We start from the raw sequence: 25,665 nt of genomic DNA on the forward strand, positions 1-25,665 counted from the left end.
CCGATTTTCTGGGCCAGGCCGGTGTAGAACATTGCTGCGCCTACGACGAACATGCCTGCGAACAGAACAACGGTGGAGTTGGACAGGCCGCTGAATACCTGTTTAGCCGGGATAAATCCCAGCAGGCCGCAGGCGATAGAGCCAGCCATAGCGGTAACTGCCAGAGGTATAATTTCGGTAACGAAGAATAAGGCAATTACAGCTAACAGAATGAGACACTTTGTGGACTGAGCCATTATATAACTCCTCCTCTTTTAAAATTTATATCGAGCGTACGGCCTAATACGCAGCGGGCAGTGTTCCGTACGCTTAATATACTGTATGGAATTCTCAAGGTTCATGGCATTATTATAGCACTACTTACATAATTTTTAAAGTACATAAGCTATGATATTGCCTGTTTTTTTGAAAACCTGTTTTCATTGAAAAGGACTAACGTCTTTTCCCTGAAAACTTTCAAATTTGTCAATAGACGTTAGGAACAAACAGATAATTCTTCAAAAAAGCCTGTTCCGAATGAACAATATGAACATTCAGAAACAGGCTTAGGATTCTAAAGAGTACTTACCGGAAATTCAATTATTTGCCGGCAGGTCCAATCATAGCCAGCATGGTGCCTGCTGCTACTGCAGTACCGATAACGCCTGCTACGTTGGGGCCCATGGCATGCATCAGCAGGAAGTTGGAAGGATTAGCCTTCTGGCCTACTACCTGGGATACACGGGCTGCCATCGGAACGGCGGATACGCCCGCGGAACCGATCAGCGGATTTACTTTGCCGCCGGATGCGATCTTCATAAACTGACCGAAAATACAACCCAGCATGGTGCCAGCTGCGAAAGCAACCAGACCTAAGCAGATGATCAGGATGGTGTCGTATTTCAGGAACTTGTCTGCTTCCATGGTCAGACCGGTACCTACGGACAGGAAGATGGTTACGATGTTCATCAGCGCGTTCTGTGCGGTGTCGCTCAGACGGTCTAAGCAGCCGGCTTCCTTATACAGGTTGCCTAACATAAGCATACCGATCAGGGCGCATACCGGAGGCAGTAACAGGGAAATGAAAATCGTGGAGAAGATCGGGAAAATGATACGTTCAAACTTGGTTACCGTACGCAGCTGGTCCATCTTAATGGCACGGTCGGCTTTGCTGGTGCACAGCGTCATGATAGGAGGCTGGATCAGCGGAACCAGAGACATGTAAGAATACGCAGCAACGGCGATAGCGCCCAGCAGATGGGGAGCCATCTTAACGGTCAGATAAATAGCGGTCGGGCCGTCAGCACCACCGATGATACCGATGGCTGCAGCTTCACGCAGGTCGAAACCTAACAGCATAGCGCCGATTAAGCATACGAATACGCCGCCCTGGGCAGCAGCGCCCAGTAACAGGGTCTTCGGGTTGGCGATCAGGGGACCGAAGTCGGTCATGGCGCCAACGCCCATGAAAATCAGCGGAGGGAAGATTTCGTGGTTGATACCGTACAGGATTACCTGCATTACGCCAGGATCAGTGGTAAAACCTGTCTTGGGGATATTGCCCAACAGGCAACCGAATGCGATGTTGGACAGCAGCAGAGGTTCGAAACCTTTGCCGATAGCCAGGTAGAGCAATACTAAGCCTACCAGGAGCATGATTACGTTGCCGCTGGTCATGCCTTCGAAACCGGAGTCATTCCATACGGACTGGAGAGATACAATCAGAGCTTCCATTTATAGTCCTCCACTCAATTTTAATTTTTAAAGATCAACAAAGGATAATGAGACTTTTATCCTTTTTTGTCAGTTCCGGACAGTTCCCATAAAGGAACTGTCCGCGAACCTGACAGTTAAGATTCAAACTACATCCGAATTAGAAAATCCTGAATTACATAACGATCATTACGTCGCCGGTGTTAACGGTAGAACCTGCGGAAACGCGAACGTCAGCGATGGTGCCGTCAGCCGGAGCCATGATTTCGTTCTGCATTTTCATAGCTTCCAGAATCAGCAGAACCTGGCCGGATTTAACAGCGTCGCCAGCTTTGCATTTAACTTCCAGAACTTTGCCGGGCATCGGAGCGGTAACGGTAGCAGCACCAGCAGCAACCGGTTTGGCAGCCGGAGCCGGAGCAGGAGCCGGAGCAGCTTTCGGAGCCGGAGCAGCTTTCGGAGCCGGAGCAGCAGCACGCGGAGCAGCAGCAACAGCGCCGCCCTTTTCTTCAACTTCTACTTCATATGCAGTGCCGTTAACGGTAATGGTATAAGCTTTCATGGATATAAATCCTCCCTTGAATTTTTAATTTAGGTTTATTACCTTTTATTAATTACATAAACGGTCTTACAGTCTGTGCTTCAGCGCGAGCGCCAACAGCCCAGGATGTAGCCGGTGCAGCGATACGTACAGCAGTTACGTTTTCTGCGCCACCGCAGGCAGCAACTGCTGCAGCAATAACTGCTGCAATTTCTTCGCTCTTGTCTTCAACAACCGGAGCAGCAGCAACAGCGGCAGCCGGTGCGGCAGCGACAGGAGCGGCAGCTTTGGGAGCTGCTTTCTTTTTCGTCGGATCTACCATTTCGATTACATGCATCAGAACGCCGAGGACGATCAGTACGCCGAACACGACGGTCATGTTGATGATAGCAACCAGGAATGGATTATTAGTTACAGGACCCATTCAATTCACCTCGTTTATATGTTTAAAATTAAGCGTCGAGAATCTGCCCGTTATGGATTATACCGGGAAGTTGCCATGGCGTTTTGCCGGACGGCTCTCGCGTTTGGTCTCCAACATATGCAGGGCGCTGATAACTGCCGGACGGCTGTTCTTCGGCTCGATGATGATATCTACCATGCCGCGTTCAGCTGCAATGTACGGAGTCGCAAATTTTTCAACATATTCTTCAGTGCTCTTCTTCTGGGTTTCAGGATCCTGCTTCTTGAAGATGATGTTGGCTGCGCCAGCAGGTCCCATAACGGCGATTTCAGCGGTCGGCCATGCGATAACCTGATCTGCGCCCAGTTCCTGAGAGCACATTGCCAAGTAGGATCCGCCGTAAGCTTTACGGGTAACCAGGGTGATCTTCGGAACAGTAGCTTCAGAGTAAGCATACAGCATCTTTGCGCCGTGACGAATGATTCCGCCATATTCCTGTACAGTGCCGGGCAGGAAGCCAGGTACGTCTACCAGGTTCAGGATAGGAATGTTGAAAGCGTCGCAGAAGCGAATGAAGCGAGAGGATTTGTCAGATGCGTTGATATCCAGGCAGCCTGCCATTACTTTCGGCTGGTTGGCAATGATACCTACGGTTTCACCATCCATACGTGCGAAGCAGGTGATGATGTTCTGCGCCCAGTATTTCTGGTTTTCATAGTATTCGCCGTTATCAACGATAGCTTTGATTACTTCGTACATATCGTACGGAGCATTGCTGTTGTCCGGGCAGATGCTGTTCAGGGATTCTTCCGTACGGTTCGGATCGTCGCCAGTGTCAACGATCGGAGCGGTTTCCATGTTGTTGGAAGGCAGGAAGCTTAACAGATAGCGGATCTGCTGGATGCAGTCAGCGTCATCTTCCGCAGCGAAGTTAGCAACGCCGGAACGGGAGTTGTGGGTCATAGCGCCACCCAGCTGTTCCTGGGTTACTTCTTCACCGGTTACGGATTTAACAACCGCAGGACCGGTAATGAACATCTTGGAAGTTTCTTTTACCATGTAGATGAAGTCGGTCAGAGCCGGGCTGTAAACAGCACCGCCGGCAGACGGTCCCATGATAGCGGAGATCTGAGGGATAACGCCGGAAGAAATGGTGTTGTTGAAGAACAGCTTGCCATAGCCGCCCAGAGCGTCGATAGCTTCCTGGATACGAGCTCCGCCGGAGTCATTCAGACCAACGCACGGTGCGCCCATCTTCAGAGCCAGATTCTGAACTTTGGCAATTTTGTTGGCATGCATTTCACCCAGGGAACCGCCTTCAACGGTGAAGTCCTGTGCAAATACATAAACCAGACGACCATCTACAGTGCCGTAACCAGTGGTTACGCCTTCACCAGGCAGGTCTTTCTTGTCCTGGCCGAAGTTGGTGCAGCGATGACGAACGAAACGATCCAGTTCTACGAAGGAACCTTCATCCATCAAAGCAGCAATTCTTTCCCGGGCGGTCATTTTACCTTTTTCATGCTGTTTTGCTACAGCCTTCGGACCGCCGGCGCCCATAATCACTTCGGACTTTTTGAGCATTTTCTCAATTCGTTCTTGAGTAGTCAAGTTTTGACACCTCCATAAATTATTGGGAGAACTTATTTTTATATATTACATCCTGCCCGTATTTTGGACGGGCAGGAAATGTAATCAAAACCATTTACAAACCGATAAATCCTTTTAAATTAAGCTTTGTGAGGAGTGCAGAGTTCTAACAGGATGCCAACAGATTTCGGATGTACGAAAGCGATATCCATTCCGCCAGCGCCACCGCGAGGTGCTTTGTCGATCATTTTGCCGCCCTTTTCCTGTACGTCAGCAATAGCAGCAACCAGATCGTCTACCAACAGGGCTACATGCTGGATGCCCTGGCCATTCTTGGCAATGTATTTGCCGATCGGGCCATCATTGTTTTCGGTGATGTCAACCAGTAACTCGATTAAGTTCGGGCCGCATTTAATGAATACGGTTTTAACGCCCTGTTCGGGAACTGCTTCTTCACCAGTGCATTCCAGACCCAGAACATCGGTGTAGAATTTTTTGGAAACGTCCAAATCCTGACAAGCAACACCAATGTGATCAATCTTCGAAACTGTAAATGCCATAAGAATCATCCTCCTAAGTAAATAAAATTATTTATTTTAAGGCGTCTCTTATTTGAGCACCTTAGAAACAATACTATCGACCACGGAATAGGGCTCAGTTTCCCTGCGCTGCAGTTTTTCGATGGTCTCATCGAACGCTGTGGTACGAACCACATTTTTATCTATGTAACGGTTAACACGAACATTGACCATATCCGTAACTTCAGATTTGATCCGTGCCTTGCGGATATCGTCCAGCTTGCCGGTCTTGGTCAGGAATTCCCTGTGTGCCAGAATGGAATCTACCACAGCTTCGGTTCCCTGATCCTTGCTGGCAATCGTACGGTTGATGGGCGGACGCCAGCCGGCATTCTTTTCGTTGTTTAACTCCAGCATCATTTCCATTTCAATATTCAGCTTATCGGCACCTTCCCGATCTGCTTTATTGATTGTGAGCAGGTCACCGATTTCAAGGATACCTGCCTTGATAGCCTGGATATCGTCACCCATTCCGGGGATAACAACAACCATCGTCGTATCTGCCGTCTTGACAATATCAACTTCAGACTGGCCTACGCCTACGGTTTCAACCAAAATAATATCCATGCCAAACGCGTCCATCAGCTTAACCGCGTCACCGGCTTTCTGGGACAGACCGCCCAGACTGCCACGGGTTGCCATGGAACGGATAAATATTCCGGAATCCATCATCAGGTCCATCATACGAATACGGTCACCCAGGATAGCGCCGCCGGAATACGGGCTCGTGGGGTCGATTGCAACAATACCTACAGTTTTACCGCGCTTACGGAATTCTTTTGCAATTTTATCAGTCAAAGTTGATTTACCTGCACCGGGAGGTCCTGTTATACCAATAACATACGCATGTCCGGTGTGTGTGTAAATCTTGGTCATTATATCAACTGCATTATCATATTCATTTTCAACAGCTGTAATGCCTTTGGAAAGTGCAAGACGATTATGCTTTAAAATTTCTTCTACAATGTCCATAGCTCTTTATCACACCGCCTTGTTGATAATAGTTATGAAAGATGCAAGACCGGGAAAGGTTCCCGGCTTGCATCTTTAAGTTTTAAGAAGGAATTACTTTACGTTCGCGTTGATGAAGTCAACAACTTTGCTGGTCGGGGTGCCGGGAGTGAATACTTCGGCAATGCCGGCAGCCTTCAGGCCGGGGATGTCAGCGTCAGGAATAACGCCGCCGCCGATAACCAGAACGTCGGTCATTCCTTTTTCCTTCAGCAGTTCAACTACTTTCGGGAACAGGGTGTTGTGAGCGCCGGACAGCAGGCTCAGAGCAACAACATTAACGTCATCCTGCAGAGCAGCTTCAGCGATCTGTTCAGGAGTCAGACGAATACCAGTGTAAATTACTTCAAAACCAGCATCGCGCAGAGCACGAGCTACAACTTTTGCACCACGGTCATGTCCATCCAGACCCGGTTTTGCAACTAATACTTTAATGTTAGCCATTTATCATTACCTCCGTTATTTTTGCTTTAATTTCAAATTATAATGCGGTGTGGGCTTTGAATTCACCGAATACTTCACGCATTACGCCGCAGATTTCGCCTTCGGTTGCATAAGCTTCAACAGCTTCCAGAATCAGCGGAACCAGGTTTACGGATTCATCAGCGCAAGCAGCCTTCAGGTTAGCCAGTTTTTCAGCTACAGCAGCGTTGTCGCGTTTTGCTTTAACTTTGGCAATCTTGTCAGCCTGCAGTTTGCCTACGGAACCGTCTACGCGCAGCAGGTTTTTCGGAGGTTCTTCTTCCTGGGTGAATTTGTTAACGCCAACGATGATGCGACGGCCAGCTTCGATATCCATCTGCCATTTGTAAGCGGAATCCTGGATTTCTTTCTGGATGTAGCCCTTAGCGATAGCTTCGGGAGCGCCACCGAGTTCGTCAATCTTTTCAATGTATTCCCAAGCTTCTTTTTCGATCTTGTTGGTCAGAGCTTCTACATAGTAGGAACCGCCCAACGGGTCGATGGTGTCAGCCAGGCCGGATTCGTAAGCAACGATCTGCTGGGTACGCAGAGCGATGGTAACGGATTCAGTGGTCGGCAGAGCCAGGGCTTCGTCTTTGGAGTTGGTGTGCAGGGACTGGGTGCCACCCATAACAGCTGCTGCAGTCTGTAAAGCAACACGAACGATGTTGTTGTTGGGCTGCTGAGCGGTCAGCATGGAACCAGCGGTCTGAGTGTGTACACGCAGCATCATGGATTTAGCTTTCTTAGCGCCAAAGCGTTCTTTCATAACTTTAGCCCATACGCGGCGGGAAGCACGGAACTTAGCAACTTCTTCCAGTACGTTGTTATGAGCATTCCAGAAGAAGGACAGACGGCCTGCAAAAGCGTCAACGTCCATACCAGCTTTGATAGCAGCTTCTACATAAGCGATGCCGTCAGCGATGGTGAATGCGATTTCCTGGGAAGCGGTGGAACCAGCTTCACGGATGTGGTAACCGGAAATGGAGATGGTGTTCCATTTCGGAACGTATTTGGAGCAATATTCAAAAATGTTGGTGATCAGGCGCATGGACGGTTTCGGCGGGAAGATGTAGGTGCCGCGGGCAGCATATTCTTTCAGAATATCGTTCTGAATGGTGCCGCGCAGTGCATCGGAAGGAACGCCCTGTTTCTTGGCTACGGCGATGTACATGCAGAGCAGTACGGAAGCCGGAGCGTTGATGGTCATGGAGGTGGAAACTTTGTCTAACTGAATCTGGTCAAACAGGATTTCCATATCAGCCAGGGAGTCGATTGCTACGCCTACTTTACCAACTTCACCTTCAGCCATCGGATCGGTGGAATCATAACCGATCTGGGTCGGCAGGTCGAATGCGCAGGACAGACCGCTGCCACCGTTAGCTAACAGGTAACGATAACGTTTGTTGGATTCTTCAGCAGTGGAGAAACCAGCATACATACGCATGGTCCAGAATTTGCCACGGTACATGGTCGGCTGTACGCCACGGGTAAAGGGATATTCGCCAGGATAGCCGAGGTCTTTTTCATAATCAAAGCCTTCGATATCCAGGGGGGTGTACAGACGGTTGGGTTCCAGGTTTGCACGTTCGGGGAATTTAGCGCTGGCAGCATCAGCTTTCGCCATGTACGCATCAAATCCCGCTTTCAGAGTTTCATTTGCCATTCTCAAATCCTCCTTAAAATATAAATATAAATTTGTTTTCGCAACGCGGATTGGACAGTTCCGCATCACGGTGAGAGTGTTCCGTCAGAGACGGCTTTGTATGGCAAGATCCTTGGGGATCGAGTCAACAAGAAATCAGAATCATAATTGGACGATTATGATTTAGGGTGTGGGGCTGAGGCATCAGCCCCACACGACTAATACATTGTAAACTATTTTACACAATAATTCAAGCTTTTGCAAAAATTATTTTTATTCAGCCGGTTTTTCCATGGAGCCGGTTTCTTCGAACCATTTGTAAACGTCGAATGCTTCAGACAGGATATGCGGAGTCTGGCTGTTGCCGCACTTCTCGCAGGCTCTCTTGAAGTAGTCGTACAGGTACGGCTGGTATTTCGGGTTAGCAATCTGATCAATGATGATCGGAGCTTTTTCTTTCGGGGTCAGACCGCGCAGGTCGGCAACGCCGCGTTCGGAAACGATAACGTCAACGTCCAGGGTTGCATGGTCGATATGGCTGCAGAACGGAACTACGGAGCTGATCTTGCCACCCTTGGCCAGGGAGTTGGTGAAGAATACAGTCAGGTAACCATTACGTGCAAAGTCGCCGGAACCGCCAACGCCGTTCATCAGCTTGGTGCCGCAAACATGCGTGGAGTTTACGTTGCCGTAAATATCAACTTCGATAGCGGTGTTCATAGCGATTACGCCGATACGACGGGCAACTTCAGGGCTGTTGGAAATTTCCTGCGGACGGAGCAGCAGGTATTTCTTGTAGTGTTCAACGTTTTCATAGAATTTCTTCTGGCATTCCGGAGACGGAGTCAGAGCGGTACCGGAAGCAACGCGCAGTTTGCCGGCGTCGATCAGGTCGAACATACCGTCCTGGATAACTTCGGTGTAAACGGTCAGATCTTTGAAGTCGGAGTTAACCAGGCCGTTGATAACAGCGTTGGCAACGGAGCCTACGCCAGACTGTAACGGCAGCAGGTTCTGCGGCAGACGGCCTTCTTTAACTTCGTTCTTCAGGAAGTTAACCAGATTCTGACCCATATGTTTTGCGTCTTCGTCGATTTCGCCCAGCGGACGAACTTTATCGGTGATGTCGCAGGGAACAACGGCTACGATCTTATCCAGGTCGCAGGGGATATACGGAGTGCCGATGCGGTCTTCCGGTCTTTCGATAGGAATCGGTTTACGATTCGGAGGATCCAGCGGAACATAGGAGTCATGCATGCCTTCCAGGCCTACCGGCTGGGAAGTGTTAACTTCTACGATTACTTTCGGAGCAGTGGCAACATAAGAGGAGCTGTTGCCCATGGAAGTGGTCGGGATCAGGCCAACTTTGCCGTTGCCCAGGTCATTAATCTTGCAGACTTCGACGATAGCGAAATCAATTTTCTTACGGTCAGCCATGAAGCCGTAACGGGCCATCTGTGCGAAATGGGACAGATGGATGTCAGCATAGCGAACTTTGCCGGCGTTGATTGCTTTACGCAGGGTTGCATTGGTCTGATAAGGCAGACGGCGGTCCATGCAGCCAGCTTCAACCATGGCAGCATCAATTTCCGGACCTACGGACGCACCGGTCCAAACGTTAACCTTAAAGGGAGTCTTCTTTGCTTTTTCAGCCAGAGCCAGAGGAACAGCTTTCGGATAGCCGGACGGAGTAAAGCCGCTGACGCCGAGGCAGTCGCCGTCTTTAATCATTTCAGCCGCTTCTTCAGCAGTTTTAAATTTGCAAACCACTGATTCACAAACACGATCTTTGATGTCTTCAAAACCTACCATAATAATTACCTTCCTCCTTAAAATATTATGAGAAATTCTCCGCGGCAGGCCGCGGGTGAAACAAACCCGGTTCCGCAAACCCCGTATCTAAATTTACGGAAACAAGGATTTGCTTTAAAGCCATAGCTATTATAACACAAAAAACACAAAAAAGCGAATAAAATCAGATAAAAATCGGAACAACTCAAAAATTTCCGAAAAAAACATGTTGCCCCCGGTTTTTCAGAATAAAAGGCGCTTTTTATTGCAGATCAAATTCATTCTTTGCAATGATTTTACCAATTATCAAAATTTTGTGCAAGATAAGTTACACAATTCGCAATTTTTTGACCGGAATCATTTTCTTATGCTTCGTTATTCGGAGGCAAACCTATTAAAATTCCAGATCAGGACCAGAATCGTATTCAAAAGCCAGAAAAGGACGCCCATACGCACATTAAACAGGACATGGTCCCCGATGCCCCCGACGATAATGCCCAGACACATCAGCAGGTACCCTGCCGAAAACGCCTTCACCCACAAGAACCTGGCATTCCTGGCTAGTTTTACCGCCAGATAAAGCAGATAAAACCAGGCGCATAAAAACAGGATCAGCCCCTGTATCCCCAGCTCAGCCGTAATATTCAGAAACAGATTGTGGCAGTGGTACATGATCACATCCGGATTTTTAAAATAAAAATCGTATTCCGGAAACACATAGCGGTAATTATACCAGCCTATTCCAAATGGGTGATCCTTTACGATTGCCTGGGCAATTTCCAAATAGGCCAGCCTCATGGCGGCCGAAGAATCTTCCGTTACGTGCCGGAGCGTATCCAGCCGCTGCCAGACTGCCGGGCCTGCCAGAGCAGCTCCTGCCAGCACGACACCGCAAAGATACAGGATACCTTTCCGGTAAAAGACCAGGACAAAGGCCAGCACTTCCGCCGCCATGGCCACCCAGAAGCCCCGGGAAAACGTAAACACCTCGCAAAGGAGGACCAGCAGCAGGATGCCAAACATCCCCCAGCGTTTCCGCGATTTTTTCTCCACGCCGATGTACCCCATAATATAGGCTGCCACGATGCATAAGTAGCCGGCAAAGATATTTGGATTTTCCCAGGTGGAAAAGACACGGTTCCGCAGCAGGGGGTTCGCTTCCCGGTCAACCCACAGCGCATCGGTCGCGCCGCCGAAATAGTGCTGCCCGATACCGGCCAGGACGGACACTACGGCCACCCATCCCAGGACACGCAGCATGCGCACGGGAAAAGGCTGGCGCATAAAGATCTTCCAAAACGGCAAACCGTCTATGTAAGGAGCCGGCCTCTCAAACGGGCTTTTCCCCGCAAAACAGTTCCCGAAACGTGTCACCAGCCAGATTACGGACACGTACTGCCCCACAACATAAAGGAAATTAAACGTACAGTCAAAGGGTCTGGTAACCAGCGGACTGTGCAGGGAAATATAACCTGTGGCCAGAAGCAGGAGCAAACACCATTTCAACCGGCGCGGCCAGACGCGAAGCTGCGGAACACGGCGTTCCTTCCATGCTACCCGCAATCCCAACAACAGCGCCAGCAAGATCACAACGCTGAGCAGGGTCTGGTCAATGGCGATACACCCTGCAATCAGCAAGAGGAACTTCTGCATCTTTCTGTATTCTTTTACCGTGACGCCTGTATCCTCACCCATCTCCGCACCTTAAACCATCCGTTTCCCCGGATTTCAAACTGCACAAAACCACAGAATGCCGCCCATTCATAATGAATCCGCTTTTATGCTTACGCTCGCCTTGAACGTCCCCACCAGATACAGGGAACCGCAGACGCAGACGACGCCGTCAGCACCCGCCGCCTCACAGGCCAGCTGGTACGCCCGGCTGACTGTATCCACCGGTGTGGCGTTGCTGCCGGTCCGTGCAGCCAGGTCAGCCGCTTCCGCCGCCCGGGGTCCGTCGTCGGCCCGCACGGTGAACACTGCATCGTCCGGGCGAAACAGGATCCGGATGACTTCGTCCACATTTTTATCGCCCATCATGCCGAAGACAAAAGCCCGTTTCCTGTCCGGATAATATTTTCCCAGCGCGTTCCGCAGGGCTTCCGCCCCATTGGGATTATGGGCCCCGTCCAGAATCACATCCGGCGCCGCGCTGATTTTTTCAAGGCGGCCCGGCCATTTTGTATGGGCCGCACCCAGATGCAGATGTTCTTCTGTAATACGCGGATCCTGCTTCGATACGATTTTTGCCGCTACAATCGCCAGGGACGCATTGACGATCTGGTGGGCGCCCGGCAGCTGTATCTCGTATTCCGATGCATAGTTGGTACCGGCCTGCAGGATAAACCGCTGCCCCTCCATGGAACCGGCCAGTTCCTTTCCTTTAAAAGAGTACCCGTACACATAGATTGGAGACTGCTTTACCGCGCTCATCACCTGGATTGGTCCCAGGGCCGCGCCTTCTGCCCCGGTAACGACAGGCACCTTTTCCTTGATGATGCCGGCTTTCTGCATCGCGATCTCCTCTACCGTGCTGCCCAGGACCTTCGTATGGTCCAGCGCTACATTGGTGATGACAGAGACCAGCGGCTTGATCAGATTGGTAGAATCCCACAGACCGCCCAGACCGACTTCGATCACGGCATAATCCACCTGCTGCAGGGCAAAGTAATGAAATGCCGCCGCTGTCAGTACTTCAAACTGGGTAGGCTGCTCACAGGCTCCTTTTCTCACCAGGTCATCCGCAAACTCGCGTACCGTTGTCAAAACTTTCGCGAAATCTTCATCCGAAATATCTTTTTCATTGATCTGGATGCGCTCATTGTAGCGGACAAGGTGCGGGGAAGTAAACTTTCCTACCCGAAGCCCTGCTTCCAGAAAAATGGAGGAGATCATGGAAGTAACACTGCCCTTGCCGTTGGTGCCGGCCACATGGACTGTCTTTATCTGATTTTCAGGATGGCCCAGCACAAATAAAAGCTGTTGGATCCTGTCCATGCCCAGACGGATGCCAAACTGCCCCAGACTATCCAGATATGCAATACTTTCCTGATAATTCATAGTGATCACCGAAGCGCCGGCATTACGCCGGCGCTGAACCTGTTGCTGTTGTTACCCTGTCAGACCACAGTTAACGCTTTCTCATGTCCGTTCCTGTCAGATCGTTTTCAGGTAAGCCAGACGTTCTTCAATCGTCTTAATCTTGGCTGCAAACTCTTCTGCCTTGGCCTGTTCTTTTTCCACGACTTCTTTCGGCGCCTTGGCCAGGAAGCCCTGGTTCTGCAGTTTCCCGCTGACGCGCTTCATCTCTTTCTGCAGTCCTGTTAACTCTTTGTTCAGGCGGGCGGTTTCCACTTCCACATCGATCAGGCCCTTCAGCGGCAGATACACCTCCACCCCTGCGTTCACGGAAGCCATGGCATTCTCCGGTTTTGCGGCATCCAGCGGCAGCAGATCCATTTCATCCACATTGGCCAGCAGGTGGATATAGTCGGCATTTTCCCGGAACACGTCTGTCAGTTCATCCGATACCAGCAGGATGGCCGGTACTTTTTTACCCGGGTTCACATTCACCTGGGACCGCATCTCACGGATGGACCGGATGGCGTTCATGATCGCTTCCATCCCTTTTTCCGCAGCCTTGTCCTGCAGGGCGGGATCCGCTTTCGGCCAGGCGCTGACCATGATGCTTTCTCCTTCATGAGGCAGGGCCTGATAAATTTCTTCCGTAATAAACGGCATATAGGGATGCAGCAGCTTCATGGCGCCGGTCAGCACGGTCACCAGCACCTGCTGCGCGGTCGCTCTTGCTTCCTCCCCTGCTTTTCCGTACAGTCTGGGTTTGGCCAGTTCGATATACCAGTCGCAGATCTCACCCCAGATAAAATCATAAATCGTACGGCCGGCTTCGCCCAGTTCAAATTTATCCAGCAGAGAGGTCACGTCGGCAGCCACATCCTGCAGACGGGAAAGGATCCACTTGTCCGCCAGTTCATAAGGCGCCCGTTTCGCGTCAGCCTGATAGCCTTCCAGGTTCATCAGGGCGAAGCGGGAAGCGTTCCAGATCTTATTGGCAAAGTTCCGGGTAGCTTCCAGACGGCTCCAGTAGAAGCGCATATCATTGCCGGGCGTATTGCCGGTGATCAGCATAAAGCGCAGGGTATCGCAGCCATACTGCTCGATCACCTGCAGCGGATCAATACCGTTTCCCAGGGATTTGCTCATCTTGCGGCCCTGCTCGTCCCGCACCAGGCCGTGGATGAAGACCCGGTCAAAGGGAATGTCCTTCATGAATTCCATGCCCATGATCAGCATACGGGCTACCCAGAAGAAGATGATGTCGTAGCCGGTCACCAGTACGCTGGTAGGATAGAACTGTTTCAGGATCTCCGTCTTTTCCGGCCAGCCCATGATGGAGAAGGGCCAGAGGGCGGAACTGAACCAGGTGTCCAGGGCGTCTTCGTCCTGATGCACGTGGCCGCCGCACTTCGGGCATTTGTCCAGATCCGTGCGGGAGGCAATCTCCGCGCCGCAGTCGTCGCAGTACCAGACAGGAATCCGGTGGCCCCACCAGATCTGGCGGCTGATGCACCAGTCGTGCATGTTTTCCATCCAACCGAGGTAATTCTTGGTAAAACGTTCCGGCACGAATTGGGTACGCCCGTCTTTTACGCAGTCCGTTGCGGCTTTCAGCAGCGGCTCCATCTTTACGAACCACTGGGTGGAAATCAGGGCTTCGATAGGTTCGCCGCAGCGCTGGCAATGGCCTACGGAGTGAGGGCAGTCTTCAATTTTTACCAGCAGCCCCAGCTCATCCAGGTCTTTCACAATATTTTTACGGCATTCATAGCGTTCCTGACCTTCATAGCGTCCGGACTCTTTGGTCATGATACCGTCTTTATCGATGACCACGATGGCTTCCAGGTTCTGCCGCAGGCTCATCTCATAGTCGTTGGGGTCATGGGCCGGCGTGATCTTTACCGCGCCGGTACCAAATTCCGTATCTACGTAATCATCCGCAATAATGGGAATCTCCCGGTTCATGATCGGGAGCAGGATCTTTTCGCCTACCAGCTTGCCGTACCGCTCGTCTTTAGGATTTACCGCTACCGCTGTATCGCCGGGGATCGTTTCCGGACGGGTGGTGGCGATGGTCAGGTACTCGCCTTCCCGGCCTACGATGGGATAATTGATATACCACAGATGGCCTGCGTCATCCTTGTGTTCCACTTCGATATCGCTTAACGCCGTATTGCAGTTGACGCACCAGTTGGTAATGCGGGTGCCGCGGTAGATCAGCCCTTTTTCATATAAGGAAACAAACACTTCCCGTACTGCCCGGGAGCAGCCTTCGTCCAGCGTAAAACGGATCCGGTCCCAGTCGCAGGAAATGCCCAGGCATTTCAGCTGGTCGATGATCCGGTTGCTGTACTGTTCTTTCCAGGCCCAGACCCGTTTCAGGAATTCTTCCCGGCCCAGGTCATAGCGGGTCAGGCCTTCGTTCTTTTTAATTTCTTCTTCTACTTTAATCTGGGTTGCCAGTCCGGCATGGTCGTAGCCGGGGAACCATACGGTATTGTCTCCCATCATCCGGTGCCAGCGGATCAGGATATCCTGCAGGGTGTTGTCCAGGGCATGACCCATATGCAGCTGTCCCGTAATATTGGGAGGCGGAATTACAATGGTAAACGGCTTCCTGTCCGGGTCCGGTTCCGCATGAAATAATTTGTGTTCTTCCCAGAACTGATACCATTTTTTCTCCACCGACGCGGGGTCATAGGTTTTGGGAATGTTGTGCTCTCCTGCCATGTTCTTTCCTCCTGTGAGCATATAAATATAGTTAAAATTTTTGCTTACCAGATTCAGTATAAACCTGATTGAACAGCAACTTGCTGAAAATAAAAAATCCTGTTGCAACATTGCAACAGGACGAATGACCGTGGTACCACCTGAATTCTCCGTCCATACGGTTCAGGTGAAACACAGCATCTTCATACGCAAATACGGACCGGCCGGTATTTGTGTGATGCGCTGTCCGCCTGATCATGGACAAAGCTCTTATTGATTACGTAACGTGTAACACGGAAACGCTTACCCATACAGCAGCACGAAGAAACTGATTTATGTTTCCTTCAGCAGTTGTGCCTCCACACTTCAGCGTCCCGGCTCCCGGGCTACCTTCCGGCATTCCAACCAGGCGATTTCCACCAGCCTCGCCCTCTCTTTGGATCTTTCTGCCGTACTCCTCCCGTTCCCGGCCTTTTCTTTAAAAAATTGTACTTTTTTAGTTTATCAACCTCAGGTAAGGCTGTCAAGCACTATTTTAATCCGCAGAACAAAATCTTCACAGCCGTTCGGGCGTATATGGCACAAAACAAAAAATAATTTATAAAAATTTTACATTTTTCCTGATGTATGCACCATGCGGCGAAGCCGATGCTAACTGGCGTTAGCGCATGTTAACAAGATAAAAATTCCTATTGACAAATCCGGTTCACGGCCTTACTATTATCGTTAATATCCGGAAAGGCATATTCGTTCCACTGCCCCATGTTGCATCTGCCTGATAAGGATACACTGATGAAACGGGTTTATGACTGCACGAAGTCATCAGCGCTCTCTTATTTTCTACAGCAACGGGCAGCGTCCGGCGTACGCAGCATCATAAAACGCCCTATTATCATTTAAAGGAGTGTTTTTATGAAATCACTGCATGTTACTTCCAACCGTGAAAAGATCGCCATGCGCATTTCCTGGTACAGCATTGCGGTCAATGTATTCCTGTCCCTGGGCAAATTCGTCGCCGGTATCTTCGGGCATTCCGCAGCCATGGTCTCCGACGCCATCCATTCGGCCTCGGACGTGTTCGCAACGTTTATCGTCATGGCCGGTATCAAAATTTCCGGAAGAGCGTCGGACGACGACCATCAGTACGGCCATGAACGTCTGGAATGTGTGGCCTCCATCCTGCTCTCTGTGATCTTAGCGCTGACCGGTCTGGCTATCGGCTATGCCGGCGTCGAAAAGATCCTGAACCAGGATACCGAATCCATAGCCATTCCCACATTTCTTCCGCTGGCCGCCGCCGTCATTTCCATCGTGGTGAAAGAAGCCATGTACTGGTACACCCGCCATTACGCGCTGATGCTGGAATCCGATGCGCTGATGGCAGACGCCTGGCACCACCGCAGCGATTCCCTTTCCTCCATCGGCAGCTTCATCGGTATTCTGGGCGCGCGCATGGGCTACCCCATCCTGGATCCTATCGCCAGTGTGGTGATCTGCCTGATGATCTTACAGGCAGGCTATGAAATCTTCACAGGCGCCATTGACAAAATGGTAGATAAGGCCTGCTCCAAAGAAGAGGAAGATGCCATGCGGGCCAAGGTTGCCGCTATTCCCGGCGTCAATCACATCGACCTGCTGCACACCCGCCAGTTCGGCAGCCGCATCTTTGTGGATGTGGAAGTCAGCGCCGATGATAACCTGACCCTGCTGCAATCCCACCAGATTGCGGAAGAAATCCATCACTCCATAGAGAAAGATTTCCCCAACGTCAAGCACTGCATGGTGCATATCAATCCGTTAAGCGAAGTTTCCCATGACTGCTACGAAGCAGAAACCCGCTAAAGCGGGATTCTTCCGGTATCGCACCAGTAACGTTCCTTCTATTCATGTAGTAAAACGTAAAATGTAGTAAAACATAAAAGCCTTTTCAGGCAAATAAAAAACCCGCATGGTCCAGATGCGGGTTTTTTATTTTGCAGCTGTGTCAAAAGGAGAAGGAGAAGGATGGGATTTTACCAAATGACTTGTGAATAGCAAACTAAACAATCAATAATATTTCGCCCTGCAAGTAAAAGAATAAGACCGTTTCTGCTTGCACAGGAACGGTCTCGATATCGGTCACTGGTACCTCCCCACTCTCACCTAGAAAGGCACTTCATGTCAACATCACTACCCTGTCGCTCGCAGGTTAAGCACGGATGCTTATACAGTTTATGTTCCGGTTATACGGCGACGGGATCACATCGGAATTTCACCGATTTATAAGCTGCACGAAATATTTATTTGATGGTTTAATTATAACGATTCCTATTAAGCTTGTCAAGCTATTTATTTGATATTCTTAAAAAAATGCCAAAATTTACAACAGGGAGACGCGGATCAATTGGCACTGACTACCGAGGAAGCTTCCAGAGAGGACACGACACGGTTAATAAAATCCAGCCGCATGGCCGGTTGCAACACCGAATAGGCCGTAATCTGTTCATCCGTCAGTCCCAGTTCCCTTTTAAAGTAAGCCCGTTGCGACATGGCCGCGTTCTTGCTGATCTTATCCGCTTTTGTCAGGACGACATGCACCGTAAGCCCGCATGCTTTCATCCAGTTATATGCTTCCAAATCGCTGTCCATCAGGTTATGCCGTATATCGATCAGCTGGCAGACCAGGGCCAGATTGGGCGCTTCTTCCAGATAGTTGCGGATAAACCCGGACCATTGCTCCTTATTCTTCTGATTTGTCCTGGCAAATCCGTAACCGGGAAGATCCACCAGATAAAACTGCGTCCTGTCTTCCACATCTTCCATTGTCCGTTTGGCATCCAGCCTGTAAAAATTCAGCGTCTGCGTCTTACCGGGGGATGAACTGACCCTGGCCAGCCCGTTCCGGCGGCAGAACGAATTGATCAGTGAAGACTTTCCAACATTGGAACGCCCGATAAATGCTACTTCAGGTAAATAAGGTTTGGGATATTGCTCCGCACGGACTGCAGATGTAACAAACTCCGCACGGATCACATCCCAGTGTCCTTTTGTCATGTATACCTCCTTATTCCGTTCCGGATCACGCCGCCGTTATGCAGCGCTCCTCATCATTTCTTTTGTGCCCGTTCCCCTATCTCTCTTGCGATAAACACACCGCTGGCGCTGGCCTGAGAGAGCCCTCTGGTAATTCCCGCCCCGTCACCGGCTGCGAACAGATTGGGTATTTTTGTTTCCAGGTGTTCGTCCAGATCCAGACGGGAACTGTAAAACTTCACTTCCACACCGTACAAAAGCGTATCCGCATTGGCCATACCCGGCGCAATCTTATCCAGCGCGTAAATCATTTCAATAATATCATCAAGCTGGCGTTTCGGCAGCACCAGGCTTAAATCCCCCGGCGTCGCATTCAGGGTGGGACGCGTGAAGCTTTTGGCCAGCCGTCTCTCATTGGTACGGCGTCCTTTGACCAGATCCCCGAAACGTTGCAGCAGGACCCCGCCGCCTAACAGATTGGAAAACGAAGCGATCCGCTTCCCATACTGATGGGGCTCTTTAAAGGGTTCCGTAAATTTATTGCTGACCAGCAGGGCAAAATTCGTGTTTTCACTCTGCCGCGCCGGATCCGCATAGCTGTGCCCGTTTACGGTAATAATTCCGTCGGTGTTTTCCGCCACCACATATCCGTTGGGGTTCATGCAGAACGTCCGCACCAGGTCATTGTACTGTTTGGTACGGTACACCAGCTTGGCCTCATATACTTCGTCCGTAATATGCTTAAACACGGCGGCGGGCACTTCCACCCGGACGCCTACATCCACCGCATTATTGGTAAAGGACAGCCCCAGCTTCCGCCCCTGTTCCGTAAACCACTCCGCGCCGGCCCGGCCCGGGGCTGCGATCAGGTACGTACTGCGCAGTTCGCCTTTCGTGGTGTCAAGGACGAATTCGTCCCCCTTCTTACAAAAGCTGTTCACTTTTGTATTGCAGAAAATATCTATTTTTTTACTGAGATCTCCATAGATATTTTCCATGATCTGCAGGTTGTTTTCCGTTCCCAGGTGACGGACCTTGCCGTTTAACAGATGCAGGTCATAGCCCAGGGCTTTACGGCCGATGCTGGAATTTTTGGTGGTAAAGGTCTCGCCGGGAGCGCCGTAACGGCAGTTGATGGAATCCACATAATCGATCAGGTCCATCACAGTCTGTTTCGGCAGATACTCCGGCAGCCAGCCGCCAAATTCGGTCGTAAAGTTATATTTGCCGTCCGAAAACGCACCGGCGCCGCCAAACCCGCGCATGATAGCACAGGGAACGCAGCGCAGACAATGGTCAGCTTTTCCTGCAGCCAGCGGGCAGTGGCGCTTTGCCACCGCGTTCCCCTCTTCCAGCATGACCACCGAAAGACCGGGAAACTTTTCACTGAATTCCCAGCAGGCAAAAATGGCAGCAGGTCCCCCGCCAATCACAGCCACATCATATTTTTTCCGCATATTACCGCCCCTCATGATTCAAACTGCAACTTATTCTTTTTTCCCGTCCAGGGGTTTTAAGGCCAGTTTTAACACTTCGTCCATATGGCTTACCGGAATAAAGCGAATATCCTTCCGGACTTTTTCCGGTAATTCCGTCAGATCCTGCATATTCCGTTCCGGCAACAGCACGGTCTTCACCCAATAGCGGTGGGCCGCCAGCATTTTTTCCTTGATACCGCCCACCGGAAGCACTTTACCGGAAAGAGTGATCTCACCGGTCATCGCCAGATCGGCCTTAACCGGCCGTCCGGTCAGGGCCGATACCATGGCCGTGACCATCGTGATGCCCGCAGAAGGCCCGTCCTTGGGGATCGCGCCTTCCGGCAGATGGATATGGATATCCGTTTTATCGTAAAAATCATCTTTCAGCCCCAGCTCTTTATAACGGGACCGGATGTAGGTATAGCCGGCCCGGGCCGACTCTTTCATGACATCGCCCAGCTGGCCCGTCAGGGTCAGGCCGCCTTTGCCTTCGGCCGCCAGCACTTCCACCTTCAGCAGTTCACCGCCCACACTGGTCCAGGCAAGGCCGGTCACGATCCCCACCTCTTCCCGGGCCCGCAGGTCCGATTCCAAATAAATGCAGGGACCGAGATACTCTGTCAGGTTCTTTACCGTTATTTTGGCATCCTTTTCCTTATCCGTAACGATACGGAAGGCAACCTTGCGGCACAGTTTCGCGATCTGCCGTTCCAGGCGGCGTACCCCGGCCTCCCGGGTATAATCCCGGATCACTTTCCGGATGGCGCCAGGCGTAATGGAAAAGGTTTCTTTTGTCAGCCCGTTGGCTTCCATTTCCTTAGGCAGCAGATGCAGCTTCGCAATGTTTAACTTTTCGTCTTCCGTATAGCTGGATAATTCAATGACCTCCAGCCTGTCCAGTAACGCCGGGGGAATGGTTTCCACCGTATTCGCCGTAACGATCCAGAAGACGGAGGACATGTCAAACGGAAACTCAATAAAGTGATCGCTGAACGCGTTGTTCTGTTCCGGATCCAGCGCTTCCAGCAATGCGGACGCGGGATCGCCCCGGAAATCGCTGGCCATCTTATCCACCTCATCCAGCAAAAAGAGGGGGTTCAGACAGCCTACCTTCTGCATCCCGTGGATCAGACGGCCGGGCATGGCTCCGATATACGTACGGCGATGCCCGCGGATCTCCGCTTCATCCCGCACGCCGCCCAGGGAAACGCGGGTAAATCTGCGGTTCACAGCCTCTGCAATCGAAATGGCCATGGACGTCTTGCCTACGCCGGGAGGCCCCACCAGACACAGTATGGGCGCCTTGTTGCTTTTCGCCAGCTTTTGTACGGCCAGATGTTCAAGGATACGCTCTTTGACTTTTTTCAGGCCGTAATGATGTTTATCCAGGATGCGGGCTGCTTTTTCAATATCAAACCCGTTTTTATCGTATTTTCCCCAGGGAAGATCCAGCACGGTATCCAGATAATTCCGGATCACGGTGCTTTCCGCCATCATCGGCGGCATCTTAAACAGGCGGTCCACTTCCTTGTTGAGGCCGGTTACGACCTCTTCCGGCAGGGGCAGCGATTTGATCTTATCCCTGTATTCTTCTGCTTCCGCATGAACATCCTCAGCGTCGCCCAGCTCTTTGCTAATCACCTTCAGTTGTTCCCGCAGATAGTATTCTTTCTGATTCTGCTCAATATTCTGATGGACCTTCCGGGCAATGCTTTTTTCCAGTTCGGAAATCGTCATTTCCTTATGGAGTATCTCGTAAAGCTTTTCCAGCCGGGCTTTCACCGACACGGTCTCCAGCAGCAGCTGTTTCATTTCCAGGTTGATATCCAGATATCCGGCGATCGTATCGGCCACAATGCCTGCATCCGGATTATCCTTAAAGGAAAGCAGGATCTCAGGGCTGATCTTTTTGCCCTGCAGGACCCATTTTTCAAATTCGGAAATCACCATGCGGCGTAAAGTTTCCAGCTCCAGGCCCTGCTCCGGCCGGACGTCGGTCAAAAGCGCTTTATAAGAAGCGGCCCAGCTCCCTTCCGCATCTTCCGATACCAGCTCCGCCGAAGCACGGTACAACCCTTCGACCAGGATCCGCACCGTACCTCCCGGCAATTTCAGCATCTGTTTGATTTCCGCAACCACACCCACCTTATACAGATTGTCCAGCTGCGGTTCTTCCACTTCTGATTTGATCTGGGAAACAATCAGTATTTTTTTACCGTGCCGCATAGCCACATTCACAGCATTCAACGATCTCGCCCTGGCAATGTCCAGATTCATCACCATACCGGGAAAGATCACCATGCCGCGCAGCGGCAGCAGTGGCAATATCCGGGAAAGTGTATCCAACTTATATCCTCCGTCAGGCAACGATTAATTCCGGTTCCACATGCCGACGCACCGTATCTTCGGTTACGACACATTTCACTACATCGGAGCGGGAAGGCACTTCATACATAACATCCCGCATGATCCCTTCAATAATGGCACGCAGGCCGCGGGCACCGGTCTCCCGCCGCAGCGCTTCTTCCGCGATAGCCGTCAGGGCGCCGTCTTCAAACACAAGCTCTACGTTATCCATGCTCAGGAAATGCTGGTACTGTTTGATCAGCGCATTTTTCGGCTCCTTCAGAATGCGCACCAACGCCGCTTTATCCAGTGAATCCAGGGTAACCATGACCGGAAGCCGTCCTGCAAATTCCGGGATCAGACCGAACTTCATCAGATCTTCCGGCATCACCTGTTTCAACAGGGAATCCTCCGCCTTCAGTTCCGCTTTCTGTTTAATATCCGCCCCAAAGCCCATGGCCTTGGTATCGGTACGCTCTTTAATGATGCTGTCCAGACCCGCAAAGGCGCCACCGCAGATAAACAGGATATTGGTGGTGTCGATCTGCAGGAACTCCTGATGGGGGTGCTTGCGTCCGCCCTGCGGGGGAACATTGGCCGTAGTCCCTTCCAGAATTTTCAGCAGGGCCTGCTGTACGCCTTCGCCGGAAACATCCCGGGTAATGGAAACGTTTTCCGACTTTCTGGCAATCTTGTCAATTTCATCTATATAAATGATGCCACGCTGGGCCTTCTCAATATCGTAATCCGCATTCTGGATCAGGCGCAGCAGGATATTTTCCACGTCTTCCCCTACATAACCGGCTTCCGTCAGCGTGGTGGCGTCCGCAATGGCAAAAGGCACCTGCAGGATCCTGGCCAGCGTCTGCGCCAGCAGGGTTTTCCCGCTGCCGGTAGGCCCCAGCATCAGGATATTAGACTTCTGCAGTTCCACATCTTTGTCTTCCGGCCGTCCGCTTCCGTAATTGATCCGTTTGTAATGATTATACACCGCAACAGCCAGCGTCTTCTTCGGTTCATCCTGACCGATTACATACTCATCCAGGATCGCCTTGATCTCTTTCGGCGTGGGCAGGCTCTTCAGAGCCTCCGTCTCCACAATGCCATTTTCTTTTTCAAACTCTTCGTCCAGTACTTCCTTGCATAACTCGATACATTCATCACAAATGTACCCGTTGCGCCCGGCCAGCATGCGCTTCACCTGGTCGCCCCGTTTGCCGCAGAAGGAACAGATCACATTACGGTTTTTTGTATCATTGGAAAAATTCATCTGTTTCTTACCTCAATTAAACTACTTATCTACTTTGTTACGCTTCCGGCATACGGTCCACGACCTGATCGATAATGCCATAGGCCAATGCTTCTTTTGCTGTCAGGAAATTATCCCGGTCCGTGTCCGCGGCAACGGCTTCCTTCGTTTTTCCTGTATGTTTCACGATTACATCGTACATTTCTTCCCGGATCCGCAGAATATTTTTTGCATGGATCGCAATATCGGAAGCCTGCCCTTCGTATCCGCCCAGCGGCTGATGGATCATTACTTCCGAATGAGGCAGGGCATACCGTTTTCCCTTTTTGCCGGCCATCAGCAGGATGGAAGCCATGCTGGCCGCCATTCCCACGCAGATGGTGGAAACATCCGGCTTAATATACTGCATCGTGTCGTAAATCGCCATGCCCGCGGTCACGCTGCCGCCGGGGCTGTTGATATATAAATGAATATCTTTGTCCGGGTTTTCCGATTCGAGGAACAACAGCTGCGCGATCACAACGTTGGCCACTTCGTCGGTAACCGGTCCTGTCAGGAACACAATGCGGTCCTTTAACAGGCGGGAATAAATATCATAGGAGCGTTCGCCCCGGTTATTCTGTTCAACTACGATCGGAACATAATTCATACAACTCACTCCTTCCGGATCTGTACTTTTCTTCTCTATGCATGTCTCAGGATAAAAGGGCTGTCTGCACGAACGCACAGACAGCTCCCCAGATTTACAGCTTATTTATTATTTTGCGTTGTCCAGTATTACATGGGCAGCCTTGTGGCGCAGGATATTGGCAAGCAGAAGGCCCATATTGTTGTTCTTGCGGATGATGGTCTTCACATCTTCCACACGGGCGCCGTTCTGGTCCGCGATGGACTGGAGCTGGGCGTCTACGTCGGCCATGTCAACCTGGATGTTTTCCGCTTTTGCGATGGCATCCAGCACCAGGTCGGTACGGACATTCTTTTCCGCAGCTTCCCGCTGGGCTTCACGCAGTTTTGCCATATCCATGCCGGTGTACTGCATGTACTGATCCAGGGTCATCTTGCGGCTTTCCAGATTCAGTTTAATCTCTTCCACCATCTGGGTGATGCGGTCTTCGATCATAACCGGCGGAACTTCCATTTTAGCATTGTTTACGGCCGTATCGATCAGCGCATTTTCATATTCGGTTTTGGCGTCCCGCTCTGCAGCTTCCTGCATGCGTTTTTTATAATCTTCTTTTGCTTCCGCAACGGTTTTGTAGCGGGTGTATTTGGCGATGTATTCATCGTTCAGTTCCGGCAGTTCCTTATGCTTTACAGCCTGGATATGCACTTTGAAGATGGCCTGTTTGCCGGCCAGTTCGGGAACGAAATAGCTTTCCGGGAAGGTTACGTCCACATCGGTATCGTCATCTTTCTTTAAGCCGATCAGCTGATCTTCAAAACCGGGGATGAAGGAGCCGGAGCCAACTTCCAGCGGATAGCCCTTGCCTTCGCCACCGCTGAAGGCTTCGCCGTCAACCGTTCCCGCAAAGTCGATAATCGCGAAGTCGCCTTTTTCGATTACGGTTTCGTCATCGGTGTCCACCATCTTGGCGCCGCGGTTACGCAGGTCTTCCAGTGCTTTGTCAACGTCTTCGTCGGAAACGCTGGCTTCCTTCTTATCCACATGGATGCCTTTGTATTCGCCTAATTCCGGTTCCGGTTTCAATACCACCTTAACTTCTGTTTCAAAGTCTTTGCCTTCCGCAAAGCTTTCAAAGGCTTTCTTTTCATCCAGCACTTCCGGATCGGATACCGGCATCAGCTTTTCCGCTTCAATGGCTTCCTGGTAAGCCCGGTTCACACAGACGTTGAAGGCTTCTTCTTTTACGGCAGCTTTGCCGTAATGCATTTCGATAATATTACGAGGCGCTTTGCCCGGACGGAAACCGGGGATCCGTACCTGGTTCGCAATTCTTGCAACAGCCTGCTTAAAGCTTTTGTCAACTTCGGCAGCAGCAACAGAAATTTTTAATGTGGCGTCATTTCCTTCTCTGGTAACACTCACGTTCATTTGAAAAAATCCTCCCTTAGT

20 protein-coding genes and 1 other annotated feature are annotated in these 25,665 nt (G+C 50.9%); of the genes, 1 reads left to right on the forward strand and 19 read right to left on the reverse strand.

The window, feature by feature from the left end; genetic code table 11:
* From ACZOWY_RS03760 to ACZOWY_RS03820, 13 genes are all read right to left on the reverse strand, one after another.
* A partial coding sequence (locus ACZOWY_RS03760; RefSeq protein ID WP_484393099.1) for an SLC13 family permease occupies window positions 1-236 on the reverse strand: 236 nt, incomplete at its 3' end.
* Window positions 237-579: 343 nt separating this feature from the next.
* Window positions 580-1,713, reverse strand: a complete 1,134-nt coding sequence (locus tag ACZOWY_RS03765) for a sodium ion-translocating decarboxylase subunit beta (RefSeq protein ID WP_484393101.1) — start codon at window positions 1,711-1,713, stop codon at window positions 580-582.
* 154 nt (window positions 1,714-1,867) lie between these two features.
* Window positions 1,868-2,254 (reverse strand): biotin/lipoyl-containing protein, encoded by a 387-nt coding sequence (locus tag ACZOWY_RS03770; RefSeq protein ID WP_484393105.1) that lies wholly within the window; start codon window positions 2,252-2,254, stop codon window positions 1,868-1,870.
* Between the two features lie 52 nt (window positions 2,255-2,306).
* Window positions 2,307-2,657, reverse strand: coding sequence for an OadG family transporter subunit (locus ACZOWY_RS03775; RefSeq protein WP_484393108.1), 351 nt, complete (start codon window positions 2,655-2,657; stop codon window positions 2,307-2,309).
* Between the two features lie 57 nt (window positions 2,658-2,714).
* Window positions 2,715-4,220 carry a methylmalonyl-CoA decarboxylase subunit alpha gene (gene mmdA, locus ACZOWY_RS03780; protein WP_484393283.1) on the reverse strand — a complete coding sequence of 502 codons (1,506 nt, stop codon included), beginning with the start codon at window positions 4,218-4,220 and terminating at the stop codon, window positions 2,715-2,717.
* A 146-nt stretch (window positions 4,221-4,366) separates the two neighbouring features.
* Window positions 4,367-4,786: a methylmalonyl-CoA epimerase gene (gene mce / locus ACZOWY_RS03785; RefSeq protein WP_484393110.1), complete on the reverse strand. Its 420-nt coding sequence runs from the start codon at window positions 4,784-4,786 to the stop codon at window positions 4,367-4,369.
* A gap of 48 nt (window positions 4,787-4,834) precedes the next feature.
* Window positions 4,835-5,776, reverse strand: coding sequence for a methylmalonyl Co-A mutase-associated GTPase MeaB (gene meaB, locus ACZOWY_RS03790; protein WP_484393113.1), 942 nt, complete (start codon window positions 5,774-5,776; stop codon window positions 4,835-4,837).
* Window positions 5,777-5,869: 93 nt separating this feature from the next.
* The gene (locus ACZOWY_RS03795) at window positions 5,870-6,259 is read right to left on the reverse strand and encodes a cobalamin B12-binding domain-containing protein (RefSeq protein ID WP_177205839.1); all 390 of its coding nucleotides are present in this window, start codon (window positions 6,257-6,259) and stop codon (window positions 5,870-5,872) included.
* 37 nt (window positions 6,260-6,296) lie between these two features.
* Window positions 6,297-7,943 (reverse strand): acyl-CoA mutase large subunit family protein, encoded by a 1,647-nt coding sequence (locus ACZOWY_RS03800; RefSeq protein ID WP_484393115.1) that lies wholly within the window; start codon window positions 7,941-7,943, stop codon window positions 6,297-6,299.
* A 252-nt stretch (window positions 7,944-8,195) separates the two neighbouring features.
* Window positions 8,196-9,734 (reverse strand): succinyl-CoA:acetate CoA-transferase ScpC, encoded by a 1,539-nt coding sequence (scpC, locus tag ACZOWY_RS03805; protein WP_484393118.1) that lies wholly within the window; start codon window positions 9,732-9,734, stop codon window positions 8,196-8,198.
* A 354-nt stretch (window positions 9,735-10,088) separates the two neighbouring features.
* Entirely contained in the window at window positions 10,089-11,408 is a 1,320-nt protein-coding gene (locus tag ACZOWY_RS03810) for an O-antigen ligase family protein (RefSeq protein WP_484393122.1), read from the reverse strand.
* Between the two features lie 66 nt (window positions 11,409-11,474).
* The gene (locus ACZOWY_RS03815) at window positions 11,475-12,773 is read right to left on the reverse strand and encodes a bifunctional folylpolyglutamate synthase/dihydrofolate synthase (RefSeq protein ID WP_484393125.1); all 1,299 of its coding nucleotides are present in this window, start codon (window positions 12,771-12,773) and stop codon (window positions 11,475-11,477) included.
* 96 nt (window positions 12,774-12,869) lie between these two features.
* The gene (locus ACZOWY_RS03820; RefSeq protein ID WP_484393128.1) at window positions 12,870-15,521 is read right to left on the reverse strand and encodes a valine--tRNA ligase; all 2,652 of its coding nucleotides are present in this window, start codon (window positions 15,519-15,521) and stop codon (window positions 12,870-12,872) included.
* 113 nt (window positions 15,522-15,634) lie between these two features.
* Window positions 15,635-15,977: a binding site (T-box leader), on the reverse strand.
* Window positions 15,978-16,412: 435 nt separating this feature from the next.
* On the opposite strand from ACZOWY_RS03820, the gene ACZOWY_RS03825 reads away from it, so the two are divergent.
* Window positions 16,413-17,342 (forward strand): cation diffusion facilitator family transporter, encoded by a 930-nt coding sequence (locus tag ACZOWY_RS03825; RefSeq protein ID WP_484393130.1) that lies wholly within the window; start codon window positions 16,413-16,415, stop codon window positions 17,340-17,342.
* Window positions 17,343-17,879: 537 nt separating this feature from the next.
* On the opposite strand, the gene yihA is transcribed toward ACZOWY_RS03825, so the two are convergent.
* The 6 genes from yihA to tig all read right to left on the reverse strand — a co-directional run bounded on the left by yihA (window position 17,880) and on the right by tig (window position 25,644).
* A complete protein-coding gene (gene yihA, locus ACZOWY_RS03830) occupies window positions 17,880-18,533 on the reverse strand; it encodes a ribosome biogenesis GTP-binding protein YihA/YsxC (protein ID WP_484393134.1) in 654 nt (217 codons plus the stop codon).
* Between the two features lie 53 nt (window positions 18,534-18,586).
* On the reverse strand, window positions 18,587-19,969 hold the full coding sequence (locus ACZOWY_RS03835) for an NAD(P)/FAD-dependent oxidoreductase (protein WP_484393136.1): 1,383 nt from the start codon (window positions 19,967-19,969) through the stop codon (window positions 18,587-18,589).
* A 30-nt stretch (window positions 19,970-19,999) separates the two neighbouring features.
* Window positions 20,000-22,339, reverse strand: a complete 2,340-nt coding sequence (gene lon / locus ACZOWY_RS03840) for an endopeptidase La (RefSeq protein ID WP_484393138.1) — start codon at window positions 22,337-22,339, stop codon at window positions 20,000-20,002.
* Between the two features lie 13 nt (window positions 22,340-22,352).
* Window positions 22,353-23,609 carry an ATP-dependent protease ATP-binding subunit ClpX gene (clpX, locus tag ACZOWY_RS03845; RefSeq protein WP_484393140.1) on the reverse strand — a complete coding sequence of 419 codons (1,257 nt, stop codon included), beginning with the start codon at window positions 23,607-23,609 and terminating at the stop codon, window positions 22,353-22,355.
* 37 nt (window positions 23,610-23,646) lie between these two features.
* Complete coding sequence (clpP, locus tag ACZOWY_RS03850) at window positions 23,647-24,237, reverse strand: ATP-dependent Clp endopeptidase proteolytic subunit ClpP (RefSeq protein WP_484393142.1); 591 nt, start codon at window positions 24,235-24,237, stop codon at window positions 23,647-23,649.
* A 108-nt stretch (window positions 24,238-24,345) separates the two neighbouring features.
* Window positions 24,346-25,644, reverse strand: coding sequence for a trigger factor (gene tig, locus ACZOWY_RS03855; RefSeq protein WP_484393145.1), 1,299 nt, complete (start codon window positions 25,642-25,644; stop codon window positions 24,346-24,348).
* Window positions 25,645-25,665 lie beyond the last annotated feature (21 nt).

The organism is Succiniclasticum sp. (genome assembly GCF_056977735.1).